Source organism: Bradyrhizobium sp. P5_C12, assembly GCF_054049735.1.
Map to the genome: position 1 here is coordinate 1 of NZ_JBFULU010000062.1, position 13,810 is coordinate 13,810.

19 protein-coding genes are annotated in these 13,810 nt (G+C 65.4%); 8 read left to right on the top strand and 11 right to left on the bottom strand.

Annotated features, from left to right (window positions below; translation table 11 throughout):
- Positions 1-185: 185 nt before the first annotated feature.
- Positions 186-1,559: a PleD family two-component system response regulator gene (locus ACXJMY_RS33630; protein ID WP_456623651.1), complete on the bottom strand. Its 1,374-nt coding sequence runs from the start codon at positions 1,557-1,559 to the stop codon at positions 186-188.
- A 14-nt stretch (positions 1,560-1,573) separates the two neighbouring features.
- Entirely contained in the window at positions 1,574-1,939 is a 366-nt protein-coding gene (locus ACXJMY_RS33635) for a response regulator (protein ID WP_008566616.1), read from the bottom strand.
- Positions 1,940-2,183: 244 nt separating this feature from the next.
- Here ACXJMY_RS33635 and ACXJMY_RS33640 point away from each other — a divergent pair, with 244 nt between their 5' ends.
- Entirely contained in the window at positions 2,184-2,495 is a 312-nt protein-coding gene (locus ACXJMY_RS33640; protein ID WP_456623652.1) for a DUF3572 domain-containing protein, read from the top strand.
- Entirely contained in the window at positions 2,492-3,781 is a 1,290-nt protein-coding gene (locus tag ACXJMY_RS33645) for a DNA polymerase IV (protein WP_456623653.1), read from the top strand. Before ACXJMY_RS33640 ends, ACXJMY_RS33645 begins: the two co-directional genes overlap by 4 nt.
- A 16-nt stretch (positions 3,782-3,797) precedes the next feature.
- Here the strand turns inward: ACXJMY_RS33645 and ACXJMY_RS33650 are convergent, their stop codons facing one another.
- On the bottom strand, positions 3,798-3,953 hold the full coding sequence (locus tag ACXJMY_RS33650; RefSeq protein ID WP_456623654.1) for a hypothetical protein: 156 nt from the start codon (positions 3,951-3,953) through the stop codon (positions 3,798-3,800).
- 200 nt (positions 3,954-4,153) lie between these two features.
- On the opposite strand from ACXJMY_RS33650, the gene ACXJMY_RS33655 reads away from it, so the two are divergent.
- On the top strand, positions 4,154-4,561 hold the full coding sequence (locus tag ACXJMY_RS33655; protein ID WP_456623655.1) for an ACT domain-containing protein: 408 nt from the start codon (positions 4,154-4,156) through the stop codon (positions 4,559-4,561).
- A 94-nt stretch (positions 4,562-4,655) separates the two neighbouring features.
- On the opposite strand, the gene ACXJMY_RS33660 is transcribed toward ACXJMY_RS33655, so the two are convergent.
- Entirely contained in the window at positions 4,656-5,057 is a 402-nt protein-coding gene (locus tag ACXJMY_RS33660) for a RidA family protein (RefSeq protein WP_456623656.1), read from the bottom strand.
- 170 nt (positions 5,058-5,227) lie between these two features.
- Positions 5,228-6,073, bottom strand: coding sequence for a cell envelope integrity EipB family protein (locus tag ACXJMY_RS33665; RefSeq protein ID WP_456623657.1), 846 nt, complete (start codon positions 6,071-6,073; stop codon positions 5,228-5,230).
- Between the two features lie 267 nt (positions 6,074-6,340).
- On the opposite strand from ACXJMY_RS33665, the gene ACXJMY_RS33670 reads away from it, so the two are divergent.
- Genes ACXJMY_RS33670 through ACXJMY_RS33685 form a run of 4 tightly spaced genes read left to right on the top strand, consistent with a single transcriptional unit; the run spans position 6,341 to position 9,265 of the window.
- Complete coding sequence (locus tag ACXJMY_RS33670; protein WP_045008051.1) at positions 6,341-6,808, top strand: RidA family protein; 468 nt, start codon at positions 6,341-6,343, stop codon at positions 6,806-6,808.
- A gap of 5 nt (positions 6,809-6,813) precedes the next feature.
- The gene (locus tag ACXJMY_RS33675) at positions 6,814-7,560 is read left to right on the top strand and encodes a glycerophosphodiester phosphodiesterase (protein ID WP_456623658.1); all 747 of its coding nucleotides are present in this window, start codon (positions 6,814-6,816) and stop codon (positions 7,558-7,560) included.
- A 33-nt stretch (positions 7,561-7,593) separates the two neighbouring features.
- Complete coding sequence (locus tag ACXJMY_RS33680; protein WP_456623659.1) at positions 7,594-8,787, top strand: GNAT family N-acetyltransferase; 1,194 nt, start codon at positions 7,594-7,596, stop codon at positions 8,785-8,787.
- 52 nt (positions 8,788-8,839) lie between these two features.
- On the top strand, positions 8,840-9,265 hold the full coding sequence (locus ACXJMY_RS33685) for an HIT domain-containing protein (protein ID WP_456623660.1): 426 nt from the start codon (positions 8,840-8,842) through the stop codon (positions 9,263-9,265).
- Positions 9,266-9,380: 115 nt separating this feature from the next.
- Here the strand turns inward: ACXJMY_RS33685 and tsaA are convergent, their stop codons facing one another.
- From tsaA to ACXJMY_RS33705, 4 genes are all read right to left on the bottom strand, one after another.
- Positions 9,381-9,872, bottom strand: coding sequence for a tRNA (N6-threonylcarbamoyladenosine(37)-N6)-methyltransferase TrmO (gene tsaA / locus ACXJMY_RS33690; RefSeq protein ID WP_456623661.1), 492 nt, complete (start codon positions 9,870-9,872; stop codon positions 9,381-9,383).
- Positions 9,873-9,903: 31 nt separating this feature from the next.
- Positions 9,904-10,254, bottom strand: coding sequence for an AzlD domain-containing protein (locus tag ACXJMY_RS33695; protein WP_456623662.1), 351 nt, complete (start codon positions 10,252-10,254; stop codon positions 9,904-9,906).
- Positions 10,251-10,991 carry an AzlC family ABC transporter permease gene (locus ACXJMY_RS33700; protein ID WP_456623663.1) on the bottom strand — a complete coding sequence of 247 codons (741 nt, stop codon included), beginning with the start codon at positions 10,989-10,991 and terminating at the stop codon, positions 10,251-10,253. Before ACXJMY_RS33700 ends, ACXJMY_RS33695 begins: the two co-directional genes overlap by 4 nt.
- 168 nt (positions 10,992-11,159) lie before the next feature.
- Positions 11,160-12,182 carry a transglycosylase SLT domain-containing protein gene (locus tag ACXJMY_RS33705; RefSeq protein WP_456623664.1) on the bottom strand — a complete coding sequence of 341 codons (1,023 nt, stop codon included), beginning with the start codon at positions 12,180-12,182 and terminating at the stop codon, positions 11,160-11,162.
- 39 nt (positions 12,183-12,221) lie between these two features.
- On the opposite strand from ACXJMY_RS33705, the gene ACXJMY_RS33710 reads away from it, so the two are divergent.
- Positions 12,222-13,238 (top strand): TRAP transporter substrate-binding protein, encoded by a 1,017-nt coding sequence (locus ACXJMY_RS33710; RefSeq protein ID WP_456623665.1) that lies wholly within the window; start codon positions 12,222-12,224, stop codon positions 13,236-13,238.
- A 69-nt stretch (positions 13,239-13,307) separates the two neighbouring features.
- On the opposite strand, the gene ACXJMY_RS33715 is transcribed toward ACXJMY_RS33710, so the two are convergent.
- Together ACXJMY_RS33715 and ACXJMY_RS33720 are read right to left on the bottom strand one after the other, a co-directional pair.
- Positions 13,308-13,508, bottom strand: coding sequence for a hypothetical protein (locus ACXJMY_RS33715; RefSeq protein WP_063194940.1), 201 nt, complete (start codon positions 13,506-13,508; stop codon positions 13,308-13,310).
- Positions 13,509-13,549: 41 nt separating this feature from the next.
- Positions 13,550-13,792 (bottom strand): hypothetical protein, encoded by a 243-nt coding sequence (locus ACXJMY_RS33720; protein ID WP_456623666.1) that lies wholly within the window; start codon positions 13,790-13,792, stop codon positions 13,550-13,552.
- Positions 13,793-13,810 lie beyond the last annotated feature (18 nt).

The window sequence follows — 13,810 nt, forward strand, 5'->3', positions numbered from 1 at the left end:
GAGTATGTGGCCGCAGTATTCGCCCCACGCCCCGACGATACCAAAATGCGCCTGTTTTGCCCGACGAGTCAAACGGCTTTGCGGACGCATAAGCCATGACTTCGCTCACGCGTAAGCCATTGATCCGACTACTGCCGGCTACTGTGCATGGGGTTGTTTTCGCGTTTTTTGTGCCGCCGGCAGCCTCACGCCGCGTGCGACACCACGCGATTACGGCCGTCGTGCTTGGCGCGGTAGAGCGCGGTGTCGGCGCGCTTGAGGACGTCGGCGACCGCCTCGCCCTTCTGCTCCAGCGTGGTCAGGCCGATCGAGATCGTGACCTCGATGCGCTTGGCGCCCTTGTGAACGGCGAAGGGCTCGCCGGCGATCGAACGGCGCAGGCGCTCGGCAACCATGCCGGCGACGTGGAGATCGGTCTCGGGCATCACGATGACGAACTCCTCGCCGCCATAGCGGCAGGCGAGATCGATGCCGCGGATCGACTTGCGCACGCGCACCGCGAATTCGCGCAGCACGTCGTCGCCGGCATCGTGGCCGTAATTGTCGTTGATCGACTTGAAGTAGTCGATGTCCAGGATCATCAGCGCCAAGGGCTTGCCGCGGGTCGAGGCCTGCTCGGCGAGCGTCGCCAGATGGCTCTCCATGTAGCGGCGATTGTGCAGGCCGGTCAGCGCGTCGGTGATCGCCATCTCGATCGAGTTCTGCACGTTGTCGCGCAGATGATCGGTGTAGCGGCGGCGGCGGATCTGGGTGCGGACGCGCGCCAAAAGCTCGGTCTTGTCGATCGGACGCAGCAGGTAATCATTGACGCCGATCTCGAGGCCGCGGAGCAGCCGTGTTGAGTTCTCGGCCTCCGCAATCGCGAGGATCGGCACATGCCGCGTTCGTTCCAGCGAGCGCGCCTGGCTGCACAGCCGCAGACCATCGAAATTGTTGAGATCGAGCGAGACGATCAGGAGGTCGTAATTGCCCTCGGCGGCGTGAAACAGCGCCTCGGTCGGATTGGGCTCGACATCGACGGTGTGCTCGGCGGCGAGCAGCGTCGCCAGCCGCTCATAGGACGACTGGCGGTCGTCGACCAGCAGGATGCGGCCGCCCTTGCCGGTGTCGGCGACGGCGCTGCGCTCGGGCGCCTGCATGCCGATCTCGAGCGAGGTGATGGCGCGCATGCGCAGCTCGTCCGTCATCATCTTCAGCCGCGTCAGCGAGCGCACGCGCGCGATCAGCACGACGTCGGAGACGGGTTTTGTCAGGAAATCGTCGGCGCCGGCCTCCAGCCCGCGGTTGCGGTCGGCGGGGCTGTCGAGCGCGGTCACCATCACGACGGGAATGTGGTGGGTCGCCGGGTCGGTCTTCAGGCGGCGGCAGACCTCGAAGCCGTCCATGTCGGGCATCATGACGTCGAGCAGGATGATGTCGCATTCGGCGCGGGCGCAGATTGCGAGCGCCTCGGTGCCGTTCGAGGCGGTCATCACGTCGAAATATTCGGCGGACAGGCGGGCTTCGAGCAGCTTGACGTTGGCAGGGACGTCATCGACGACGAGGATACGCGCGGACACTTTGAACTCACTTCCTATCCGATGAAACGCCGGACCGTCTCAATGAATTTGCCGACCGAAATCGGCTTGGACAAATAGGCTTCGCAGCCGCCCTCGCGGATGCGTTCTTCGTCGCCCTTCATCGCGAAGGCCGTGACCGCGACGACGGGTATGGCACGCAGCTCCGGATCGTCCTTGATCCAGCGCGTCACCTCCAGGCCCGACACCTGCGGCAGTTGAATATCCATCAGCACGAGGTCCGGTCGCATCTTGCGAACGAGGTCGAGCGCCTCGTAGCCGTTGCTGGTGCCCGAGGTCTGGTAGCCGTGCGCCTCCAACAGGTCGCGGAAGAGCTTCATATTGAGCTCGTTGTCCTCCACGATCAGGACGGTCTTAGCCATTCCGTCCCTCCCATTGGCCAGGAGACTGATCCGACATGTGACGCCTCAGGCGCCGCACGCCGGCGCTTCGAAAACTGGATTCAAACTAGCCTCAGATTCGCTCTAGTTTCGTTAAACCCGAGGGCCCACTTTCTGCGATGTGGTTTCCAGTTGCTTGTCTGGGGTCGCAAGACTTAAGGCCGAGACTCGGGCATGATGATTCCAAAGTAGACACTGAAAGTTAATGGAAAGGCAAACCGCGCCCTTGAAAAAGCCTGTTCACAACCCCCGCGAAGTCGCTGAAATCGTTGCGATTCAGGCGCTCTCTTTCGTCGCAGGCGAGCCGGAACGGCTGGGCCTGTTCCTGGCCGAGACAGGTGTCGGTCCGGAGACGCTGCGGAATGCCGCCTCCGACCCCAATTTTCTCCTCAGTGTGCTCGATTTCGTGCTGCGCGATGACGCCACCGTGAAGGCCTTCGCCAGCGCCTCCGAACTGCATCCGACCAACGTCGCCGCAGCGCGGCAAGTGCTGGGCGACGCGCTCGGCGACCGCACCTGGGAGCGCGACGTGCCGTGACCGCCCCCGATCCGGCCGGTCCCCGCTGCTTCTGCCGGGATTGTCTGGCCGATCTGGACATGAGCGTGCGACGCTGTTCCGCCTGCGGTTCCCCTCGCCTGGTCCGCCACCGCACGCTGTCGACGCTGACGCTTGCCCATATCGATTGTGACGCCTTCTATGCGACGGTCGAGAAGCGCGACAACCCCGAAATCGCCGACAAGCCCGTCATCATCGGCGGGGGCAAGCGCGGCGTGGTGTCGGCGGCCTGCTACATCGCACGCACCTATGGCGTGCGCTCGGCGATGCCGATGTTCAAGGCGCTCGAGGCGTGTCCGCACGCGATCGTGATCCGGCCTGACATGGCGAAATACGTCCGCGTCGGCCGCGAGGTGCGTCACGCCATGCAGGCATTGACGCCGCTGGTCGAGCCGCTCTCGATCGACGAGGCCTTCCTCGATCTCTCCGGCACCGAGCGCGTTCACGGCATGATCCCGGCAAAGGTGCTGGCGCGCTTTGCCCGCGACGTCGAGCGCGATATCGGCATCAGCGTCTCGGTCGGGCTGTCCTGCAACAAGTTCCTGGCCAAGATCGCCTCCGACCTCGACAAGCCGCGCGGCTTTGCCGCGCTCGACCAGGAGGAAGCGCGGGCGATGCTCGCCGAGAAGCCGGTCGGCTTCATTTTTGGCGTGGGGCCCGCGACGCAGGAGCGGCTGACGCAGCGTGGCTTCCGCATCATCGCCGACCTCCAGAAGGCCGACGAGATCGAGATGATGCGGCAGTTTCCGAGCGACGGCCGCAGGCTGTGGCGGCTCGCGCGCGGCATCGACGACCGCCGCGTCGAGCCCGATCGCGGCGCCAAGACGATTTCCAGCGAGACCACCTTCGAGACCGACATCCGCGACTTCGCGACGCTGGAGCGGATCCTGTGGCGGCTCTGCGAGAAGACGTCGTCGCGCCTGAAGAGCAGCGAGCTTGCGGGTTCGACCGTCACGCTGAAGCTGAAGACCGCCGACTTCCGCCAGCGCACGCGTTCGCAATCGATCGCAGCCCCGACGCAGCTCGCCGCAAAGATCTTCGCGATCTGCCGCGAGATGCTGGCGAAAGAGATCGACGGCACCGCCTTCCGCCTGATGGGCGCCGGCGTCAGCGCGCTGCGGACCGGCTCGGCCGACGACGACACCGACATGCTCGACCGCCGCGCCGCCCATGCCGAACGTGCGGTAGACAGCTTGCGCAAGAAGTTCGGCAGTACCGCCGTGATCCGTGGCATTGCGTATGAGCGACCGGAGAAGACGCAGGAGTGATTCAGCCCGGCTGAAATCAGTCGCGTTCGAAGATCCGTGCACCTGGATAGACGCGCCGGGCGTACTGAACGACCAGCTGCCGGTCCTGGCTCTCCAGGAACGGAGTTCGGATCTCACAAGACCCGACGATGAGGTGCCACAAGCCGTTGAGCTTTCGAATGATGACGTTCATTGAGCTTCCTCGCAGTGACCCGAGCTTGCCCAAAGTGTAAGCGTCCACTGCCCTCGCTCAATTGTACGAGCGTTAGAGCAGCGCATGAGAAGGGATAGAAGATATAAACAAAGGTATGTTGACGAGGCCCCTGTCAATTTGCGGCCCTGATGGGTTCCGCAGGGGCTCACTCACCTTACGCAGCTTGGGAGGCTGACACGGTGACAGGCGAACGCGATCTCAACGCGCTGCTGAGGCACATGAGGCCCGAGATGCAGTCCGGCACCTTCGTGTTTTGCACGATCCCGCCCAACGAGCCCATTCCCGCGGCGGTCAATCCATTGCTGACATTCCGCGAGCAGGAAGGAACCACGCTGGTGATCCTGCGCGAAGCAGCCGAGGCGTCAGGCTTACACCACGCGTTTGCCTCGCGCCTGATCACCCTGACGGTTCACTCCGCACTCGACGCGGTGGGCTTCCTGGCTGCGGTCACGTCCCGCCTGGCCGAAGCCGGCATCAGCGTGAATGCCGTTTCGGCCTTCCACCACGATCATCTCTTCGTACCTGCCGACAGGGCCGATGAAGCTCTAGCCATCCTTCAAGAAATATCCGGCGCGAGGCGCGCGTAGCCCGGATGGAGCGCAGCGAAATCCGGGACAGTGCATCTACGGCGACAGGTTTCCCGGATCGCGCTGCGCTCCATCCGGGCTACGGAGTCCAATTTCAATCCGCGACGGCCACCGCCTCGATCTCGATCAGCCACTCCGGCGCGGCAAGCGCGGAGACGCCGACGAGGGTGGAGGCCGGCGGCTCCATGCCTTCGAAGAAGGCGGAGCGAGCCTTGCCGATGATCGGGCGCAACTCGGGCTTGTAGCCGACCACGAAGGTCGTGATCTTGACGATGTTGGCGTAGCTCGCGCCGGCAGCTTTCAACGCATGGCCTAGGTTCTGCATCACCTGCGTGGTCTGCGCGGCGAGATCGCCCTCGCCGACGATCCGCCCCTCCTCGTCGGTCGACACCTGCCCGGAGATGTAGATGGTGCGCGCGCCCGTGGCGGTGACGACGTGGGAATAGGCCGGATTGTGATGCAGGCCGCTGGGACGGAGATGATCGAGCTTGGGCATGGTGCTTGCCTCCCGGAGGTTTGTGGTTGGGAGCAAGCGTAGCCGCAGAGTGCGTTGAGGGCCAGCCCGTCATTGCGAGGAGCTCTTGCGACGAAGCAATCCAGAATCTTTCTACGGAGGGATTCTGGATTGCTTCGCTGCGCTCGCAATGACGGAGGAGAGACGCGCCCTCAATTGCAGGGCTTGCTGTCCTTGACGTCGAACTTGCCCATCGCGCCTGAGATCACAAAATCGTTGTAGTCGAGCACGAGCTGGCGGGAGACGCCGTTCTCGTAGAGCTCGAACGCCATCGCATAGACCGGCGTCTGCTCGCCCTCCTTCTGCTGGGCGTCACGGTCGAAATAGCTGACGGTGACGGGCCAGCGCTTGAGCGATTTCATGTGCTCGTCCGACGTCGACGGATCGGGCGCGGCGGTGCGGTCGGCGGGGATCGGCTGGCCGATCACGGTCAGCGTGTTGTAGACTTTCTGGCCGTCGTCGGAGCCGTCATAGACGGACAGCTCCAGCAGCGACTTGCCGTCCTTGGCGGCGGCGATGATGCGCTGGATCTGCTCGGTCGGGAACACGACCTTGCCGTCGAGGGTGAAGGTCTTCGGCGCCGGCAGCTTCAGCTTGACGTTGATGTGGTCGCCGTCGCGCTCCGCCGAGCCGTCGACCCGGCCGGCATCGGCCTCGTTCATCCGCGTCTCGATCTTGAAGCGGTAGCTCTTTCCCGCGGCGTCCTCCCAGGAATTGGAGCGGAGGTCGCTGAGCGTGACCTTGCCCTCGCCGCTGTCGAGCTCGGAGACCTGGCGGAATTCGGACGTGTAGCCCTCGCAAGAGCTCCCGGCGAAATTGTAGAGGATGCGGCCGCGCGCGCTGTTGACCGAGTTCGAGCGCGATTTCACGAGGCTCAGATCATAGAGCGCCTGATGCGCGAGGAACGGACCGTTGGCTGCGTCAGCCCCTCCGCCGGCGCCGAAAGCGGCCGCCGCGAGCGCCATCACACCGAGCGAAGTCCGGAAAAGGTGCACCATGTCTGTTCCTTGAGGATGCGTCCTTCGGGAAGCGCAGATTCGATACTTTAATGACCGTTCCATTGCGTCGCAACTGCGGCGGTTTCACGTAAAGTTGCGGCCCCGCGTTGAACCCCCTGTCCCGCCTCGGGAAAATGTAGTCCGGCGCAGCTCCCGCCGCCCGCACCGGCTTGCTTGCATGTGGCGGCACGATGGGCGAAACAGGGCAGGCCCGGCCGCGAACAGCCGCGCCGGGGCGGATGAATTCCAAGATATCGAGGTCGAGACATGGCGGGTACGGTCGAGCAGAAACTGGCGGAACAGGGCATCAAGCTGCACGAGGCCCCCACCCCCGTGGCCAATTACGTGCCGTTCGTGCGCACCGGCAATCTGCTGTTCGTCTCCGGCCAGGTCTGTTTCGCTCCCGACGGCAAGCTGATCGCCAAGGGCAAGCTGGGCGCCGGTGTCTCGCTCGAAGACGGCGCAGCGGCCGCGCGCGGCTGTGCCGTCAACCTGCTCGCCCAGGTCAAGGCGGCGCTCGGCGACCTCGACAAGGTCGTGCGCGTGGTGCGTCTCGGCGGCTTCATCAACTCGGCACCCGACTTCCTGGACGGGCCGAAGGTCCTCAACGGCGCCTCCGACCTGATGGTCGCGGCCTTCGGTGACAAGGGCCGCCACGCCCGCACCACCGTCGGCGTCGCCTCGCTGCCGGCGGACGCGGCGGTCGAGGTCGAAGGCGTGTTCGAGGTCGCCTGACGCGGATGCGCGCTCCTGATTGGCTGACAGCCCGGCCGGTCGCCCATCGCGGCCTGCACGACATCTCGCGTGGCATCGTCGAGAACATGCCGGGCGCGGTGCAGGCGGCGATCGCGGGCAATTTTGCGATCGAGGTCGACATCCAGCTCTCCGCTGACGGCGAGGCCATGGTGCATCACGACCACGCGCTCGGCCGCCTCACCGAGACCACCGGCGACGTGGTCGACAAGACCGCGGCGGAGCTGAAGGCCATCAGGTTCAAGGACACGGCCGAGCGGATGATGTCGCTGTCCGACCTCTGCGCCATGGTCGCCGGCCGCGTGCCGCTGGTGATCGAGGTGAAGAGCCATTTTGACGGCGACCGCAAGCTGGTGAGGCGGATGGCCGAGGTGCTGGCGTCCTACCAGGGCCCCGCCGTCGGCATGTCCTTCGATCCCGACCAGGTGCTGGCGCTGCGCGAACTGCTGCCCTCCCGCCCGCGCGGCATCGTCGCGCAGCGCACCTATGAGGACGAGTATTGGGCGAAGCTGACCGAGGCACAGCGCGACAGCATGCTGTACCTGCGCCACGGGTTGCAGACCCAGCCGCACTTCGTCGCCTTCAAGGTCGACCATTTGCCGGCCCCCGCCCCCTGGATCGCCCGAAATGTGTTCGGCTGCGCCCTGCTCGGCTGGACCGTGCGCACCCCCGAGCAGCGGACGCGCGTCGGGCAGTACGCGGATCAGATGATCTTTGAGGGATTCGTGCCGTAGCCCCTGGCGTGGGGGGGGGGGTCCATCGGCGAAGTGTCACCTGACGACTGGGACGCCTGCGCAAATCCCGGCAAGGCTTGCAACGGGCATGGCAGGGGAACCTCATCCGGGATCCCAGGCGACTCCGCCGGCCTCTCAAGACCTGCCTATAACCCGTTCGTCTCGCACGCGTTTCTTTCTGCAATCGAGAGGTCGGGTTCGGCAACCATCCGCACCGGCTGGGGGCCGCGGCACCTCGCGGCCAAGATCGACGGCCGCGTCGCCGGGGTCGTGCCCTGCTATCTGAAATCGCATTCGCAGGGCGAATACGTCTTCGACCGCGGCTGGGCGGACGCCTATGAGCGCGCCGGCGGGCGCTATTATCCCAAGCTCCAGGTCTCGGTTCCCTTCACACCGGCGACAGGGCCGCGGCTCCTCATCCGCGACGGCGTCGATCGCGAGCGTATTGCGGAGGCGCTGGCGGGCGGGCTGGTGGCGCTGTGCGGCGTCAGCAAGGCCTCCTCGGTGCACGTCACCTTCGCGCGTGAGGCCGAATGGAAGCTGCTCGCGGAGCACGGCTTCCTCCAGCGCACCGACCAGCAGTTCCACTGGCACAACGACGGCTTCGCGACCTTCGACGACTTTCTCGCCACCCTGAACTCGCGCCACCGCAAGTCGATCAAGCGCGAGCGGCGCGACGCGCTCGCCCCGGGCATCACCATCCACTGGCTGACGGGTAGCGACATCACCGAGGAAGCCTGGGACGCGTTCTTCGCGTTCTACATGGAGACCGGTTCGCGCAAATGGGGCCGGCCTTATCTCACGCGGGAATTCTTCTCGCTGATCGGCAAGACCATGAGCGACGACGTGCTGCTGGTGATGGCCCGCCGCAACGACCGCTGGATCGCGGGCGCGATCAACTTCATCGGCTCGGACACGCTGTTCGGCCGCAACTGGGGCGCGGTCGAGCATCATCCGTTCCTGCATTTCGAGGTCTGCTACTACCAGGCGATCGACTTCGCGATCAAACGCGGCCTGACGCATGTCGAGGCCGGCGCGCAAGGCGAGCACAAGATCGCGCGCGGCTACCTGCCGCGGACGACCCACTCCGCCCATTTCATCGCCGATCCGGGTCTGCGCCGCGCCATCGACGATTACCTCAAGCGCGAGCGCGCCTATGTCGCGGAAGCAGGCCGCGAGCTGGCCGAGATGGGCCCGTTCCGGAAAGACGCGGACGAGGCGCCTTGACGCCCTCGCGTGGCTGGTGACAGTAAGCACAAAATTTCGAGGAGCCGCCGCCATGACCGCCTACGACCCCAACAACATCTTTGCAAAAATCCTGCGCGGCGAGTTTTCCTGCCACAAGGTCTACGAGGACGAGCATGTGTTCGCCTTCCTCGACATCATGCCGCGCGTGCCCGGCCACACGCTGGTGATCCCGAAGGCCCCTGCCCGCAACATCCTCGACATCAAGCCCGACGATTACGCCCACGTCGCCCGCGGCGTGCACAAGATCGCGGCTGCCGCGATGAAGGCGTTCAAGGCCGACGGCATCACCGTGCAGCAGTTCAACGAGGCCGCCGGCGGACAGGTGGTGTTTCACCTGCACATGCACGTGATGCCGCGCCATGACGGCATCGCGATGCTGCCGCCGGCCAGCCGCAAGGAAGACGTCAAGGTGCTGGAAGAGAACGCGACCAAGCTGATCGCGGCGCTGAAGAGCTGATCGTCATTCCGGGGCGCGACGCAGTCGCGAACCCGGAATCCATTTCGCCGCCGTCATTGCTGCCCGATGGATTCCGGGCTCGTGCCTACGGCACGCCCCGGAATGACGGAGGAAATCACTCCGTCTGAAAATCCCCGGCCTGCGGCGCGGCGAGCGGCGTGAATTCGCAGCGGTCGGGCTTGATGTCGATCAGCGGCGTGTTGTCGATGCAATCGAGCCCGCGCACCAGGATCGCGTTGCCCTCGATGCCGACCAGCTTGACGATCGAGGTGCCGATCGGATTGGGCCTGACCGGCGAGCGCAGCGAGAAGGTGCCGCGGGTTTTCTCGTTGTTCTTCGGGCTTTGCAGGACGATGTCGCGGCGCGACTTGTCGAGCCAATAGAGCACTTCGAGATTGCTGTAGAAGTCGACGCCCTTGATCGCCGCCACGAACGGCTCGAAGATTTCGAGCCGGCACACCGGGCCGTCGGTACGGCCCTGCCGCGGCGTTTCCAGCCGTGAGGTCCAGGGCGTGCGGATGCGGCCGATGAAGACGAGGCCGGCGTCCTGCGTCGGCGGCAAGTCGATGGCGACCTCGCCCTCACGCAGCTCGTTTTCGCGAACCATATGTCCAGTTCCTTGCTGTACCGCGAGCGTTTTAGCCCAACCACCACGTGCCGGCCAGCATGAAGACTTCGCCCGTCACCACGCCCGCGAAGATCGAGCGGCGGGTCAGCAGGAAGGCGACGAGGCCGGCGCCCACCGCACCATACCGCAACACGTCCGGCACGCTGGCGAGCGCGCCGGGCGGCTCGACCACGATCTGGGCAATGACGCCGGCCAAAATCGCGGTTGCGACCGCCCGCACCCAGACCAGGAGCTCCGAGCCCTCGTCGATGCCGCCGCCGAACCACAGGCCCAGCATGCGCCAGATCTGGTTGGGAACAACGCCGGCAACGAACAGCACCGCGAGCGCGTGCCAGTCACCGATGAGCTGGGCAACACTCATGCGCGCACCTCCCGCCACCAGTGCACGCCATAGGCGATCGTGCCGGCCACGACGCCGCTGACGAGGATGTCGAGGCCGGAGTTCATCTTCGCCGCCAACGGATACAGCAAAATCCCGAGCGCGAGCGCGACGACGTCGGCGGCCTCGCGGCTGTTGCGCGCGGTCGAGAACAGGAAGGACAGCGGCGTCAGCAGCAGGATCGCGGCTCCCAACGTCTGCGTCAGGTTGGCGGCGAGGAAATAGCCGACCGTATTGGCGCAGAGACACACCGAGACGAGACCGCAGCCGAGCCCGTGAACGAAGGCGATCCGCCGCTCCCGCGGCACCTGCGGCAGGAAGCGGTGGCACTCGACCCACAATGTCACCGCGGTGAGATGCGCGGCGAAGACCAGCTCGCGCCGTTTTGTCGTCGGCGTCCGCATCAGGGGCAGGACCGACACCACCATCGGAAACAGGCGGATGGCGCTGACGGTCACCGCGATCGCCGACTGGACGACGGTGGCGCCCGAGCCAAGCGTGGTGATCAGGATGATTTGCGCTGGACCTGCCCAGACAAACAGCGTCGAGGCCAGCGCCCAGGCCAGGCTGAAATGGGTGTCGTGGGCGAGCGCACCGATGCCCAGATAAGTCACGAACAGGACGACGGTCAAAATCGTCTGCGTGATCGAGCGCAGCCCCCACGCGAAAGCGCGCCAGGGGCTTTGCCATTGCGGTGAATCGAGCGGTGGAAGCGCCAAGGGAGGGCCGGCCGGGGTTACGGAATCGTGCGCGCATAACGGGCAATGCGGTGGCTGGCGTCAAGGAAGCGAACGGCGGGGCTGGCATGCACGACTTGCCATCCCCTTGTCATTCCGGGGCGCGCCTCTTGGCGCGAGCCCGGAATGACGGAGAGAGAGAGTTGCCCCCTACCCGCTCACACCCCGGTTCTTCAGCACGAAGCAGGCTCCACCCGCCTTGCGGATCCGATTGCACAGATCATCCGCCTCGTTGCGCGTGTCGGCACCGATGCGCACCTGATAGAAGGCGCGCGTGCCGCGGCTGCGCATCACCGATGACAGCAGGCTCGGATCGCGGTCGCCGATCACGGCGCTCAGCCGCGTGACGGCGCGGGAATACATCGCGAGCGCCCTGTTGCGGTCGAAGCCGGCGGCGAGCTGCACGCCCCAGATTTTTGCGGCGGCAAGCTCGACATGCTGCTCGAGCTCGGCGACGAACGGGTTCGGCGCGCGCTTCAGGAGCGCCATCAGATCGCGGCAGCTCGTCGGCGGCGAACTCGGCGGCCCCTTGCCGGTGCTGCCCGCCTTGGCCCACGCATCCACCGACGTGCCGGTGATGGCGTAGACGTAGTTGCGGGTCTGCTCAGGCATGCCGCCGGTGCCGGCGAGCCATTCCTGGACGCGACGCGGGCCAGCGTTGTAGGCGGCGGCCGCAAGGCCGAGATTGCCGAACTGGTTGCGCAGCTCGTTCAAGAACTCCGCCGACTTCGGCAGCGCCTGCACCGGGTTGAAGGGATTGAGCAGCCCGCGCTCGCTCGCGGTGCCCGGCATGAACTGCGCGATCCCCTGCGCGTGCTCGCCACTGCGCGTCATGGGGCCGACCGCATCGGCCTGGAAGCGGCTTTCCTGCCAGATCACGCGGGCGAAGAACTCCAGCGGCAGATTGGCATCGCGCGCGGCCGCCTCGATGATCAGGCAGATCGATTCCCGCGTGTCGCTCTCGCGCGCATCCGCAGGCTTCGCCGGCGGCATCGCCAGTTCCTCGACGCTGGGAACGGCGACATCGGTCCTGGCGGGCGAACTGTCCCACGCCGCCGCCTGCGTCGCAGAGGCCAGCAGTGCGGCGATGACGAGTGATGCAATTCGCGCCAACACTGCCCAAGCATCGCTGTGGCGCAGGCCGGCGCGCCATGCGACAAGATGATCTGCCATGTTGTGGCATCGTGCCATGGTTCAACGAGTTGCCAATATATGCCGCCCGACCAGCTTCTTCCAATGCGTTCCCCTGCTAGGGGGATCCGCGCGCTCCTTGCCCTCGCCGCATTCATCCTGACCGCCGCGCCGGCCATGGCGCAAGTCAACTGGCGGATGACCACGGAATATCCCGAGAGTAACATTTCCGGTATCGGGCTCGTGACCTTCGCCAAACGCGTCTCCGAGCGCACCAACGGTTTCGTGACCGTGGCCAATGCCTTCGACAACGAGCTCAAGATCAACTCGAGCGAGATGCCGCGCGCGGTGCTGGATGGCCGGATCGCCGGCGGGGATGCCTTTGCCGGTGCGCTGTCCGGCCTCGATCCGGTGCTTGGTCTCTCCACCCTGCCCTTCCTCGTGCAATCGGTCGACCTCGCTCGCGCCACCAATGCGCGGGCACGCCCGCTCTACGAGAAGGCCTTCTCCGCGCGCGGCTTAAAACTGCTCTATCTGACGATCTGGCCGGCGACGGGCCTCTGGTCGGATCGCGCGCTTGCAGGCGCCGACGATTTACTGAGCCTGAACTTGCGGGCCTACGACGCCAATTCCAGCGCGGTGATGCGCGCGGCCGGAGCCAATGCGCAGTTCCTGCCGATGGACAAAGCGCTTGCCGGATTGAAGGAGCACCAGCTGAACGCGTTCCTCACCTCCGGCGACGGCGGTGCGGGACGCAAGCTCTGGGACTTCCTGCCGCACTTCACGGCCATCAACTACGCGATGCCGGTCTCGATCGCTTTCGTCCGCAGCGACGCGTTCGCGGAGCTGCCCGAGCCGATGCAGCGCGAGGTGCTGGCCGCGGCCGCCGAGACCGAGCAAAGCCAGTTCGCGCTGCTCGCCCATCGCACGGCCGAGAACTATGCACGCATGCGCGACAACGGCGTCAACATCGCCGAACCCGCGCCGCAATCCCTCGTCGCAGCACTGCGCAACGCCGCAACAAGCACGATCGCCGCCTGGGAAGCCCAGGCCGGCGCGGATGCGGCGGCGATCGTCGCATGGGCACGGCAGCAATAAGGGGTCGCGGCCAACGGCGTGCGACCGCTCCCCGGCGACGAGACATTGGCTGGTTTCGCCTTGCGCTGTTTAGTTTTTGACTGGAACCAGGCTTTCGCCGCTGATGGCGCGGTCGAGGGCATCAATCAGCGCCTGAAATTCGACGAACTTGTTGCGCGCCCGTTCGGCCGTGTCGCGCTCAAAAGGCGCGGCCAGCACCTTCGCATGCGCGTCCCTGTCCTCGATCATGCGATCACGGGCCTTCTTCAGTGTTTCAAGTCGCTCGCTCATGTCGGCTCCCTTACAAATATCTTTTCGATCGCAACCAGGGTTCAGTCGAAGCCGGACGGAAGCTCGCCCTTCCGGAAGAACACCGTCGGATCATCGTCATAATCACCCATTTCGGGATCGCCGCTGGACGAGAACGCGACGACGCCGAGCTTGCTCAATGCCAGTCTCTCGGCCGTTCGCAGCGCGCCGCTTTCCGACTTGCAGACGATGGGCGCGTCGGCCTTCAGATTTCCACCCTTGCCGGCGTTGAATGCCTGCACCACGTAGGTTGTTTCGCGGACCATGAGCTTCTGACCTCTTGA

What these genes read in the sequence shown, in the direction of transcription:
- ACXJMY_RS33635 (WP_008566616.1), bottom strand. Translation starts at nt 1,939, where the DNA reads ATGGCTAAGACCGTCCTGATCGTGGAGGACAACGAGCTCAATATGAAG.
- ACXJMY_RS33650 (WP_456623654.1), bottom strand. Translation starts at nt 3,953, where the DNA reads ATGAACGTCATCATTCGAAAGCTCAACGGCTTGTGGCACCTCATCGTC.
- ACXJMY_RS33695 (WP_456623662.1), bottom strand. Translation starts at nt 10,254, where the DNA reads ATGAGTGTTGCCCAGCTCATCGGTGACTGGCACGCGCTCGCGGTGCTG.
- ACXJMY_RS33685 (WP_456623660.1), top strand. Translation starts at nt 8,840, where the DNA reads ATGACCGCCTACGACCCCAACAACATCTTTGCAAAAATCCTGCGCGGC.
- ACXJMY_RS33670 (WP_045008051.1), top strand. Translation starts at nt 6,341, where the DNA reads ATGGCGGGTACGGTCGAGCAGAAACTGGCGGAACAGGGCATCAAGCTG.
- ACXJMY_RS33705 (WP_456623664.1), bottom strand. Translation starts at nt 12,182, where the DNA reads ATGGCAGATCATCTTGTCGCATGGCGCGCCGGCCTGCGCCACAGCGAT.
- ACXJMY_RS33665 (WP_456623657.1), bottom strand. Translation starts at nt 6,073, where the DNA reads ATGGTGCACCTTTTCCGGACTTCGCTCGGTGTGATGGCGCTCGCGGCG.
- ACXJMY_RS33675 (WP_456623658.1), top strand. Translation starts at nt 6,814, where the DNA reads ATGCGCGCTCCTGATTGGCTGACAGCCCGGCCGGTCGCCCATCGCGGC.
- ACXJMY_RS33715 (WP_063194940.1), bottom strand. Translation starts at nt 13,508, where the DNA reads ATGAGCGAGCGACTTGAAACACTGAAGAAGGCCCGTGATCGCATGATC.
- ACXJMY_RS33720 (WP_456623666.1), bottom strand. Translation starts at nt 13,792, where the DNA reads ATGGTCCGCGAAACAACCTACGTGGTGCAGGCATTCAACGCCGGCAAG.
- tsaA (WP_456623661.1), bottom strand. Translation starts at nt 9,872, where the DNA reads ATGGTTCGCGAAAACGAGCTGCGTGAGGGCGAGGTCGCCATCGACTTG.
- ACXJMY_RS33710 (WP_456623665.1), top strand. Translation starts at nt 12,222, where the DNA reads ATGCCGCCCGACCAGCTTCTTCCAATGCGTTCCCCTGCTAGGGGGATC.
- ACXJMY_RS33660 (WP_456623656.1), bottom strand. Translation starts at nt 5,057, where the DNA reads ATGCCCAAGCTCGATCATCTCCGTCCCAGCGGCCTGCATCACAATCCG.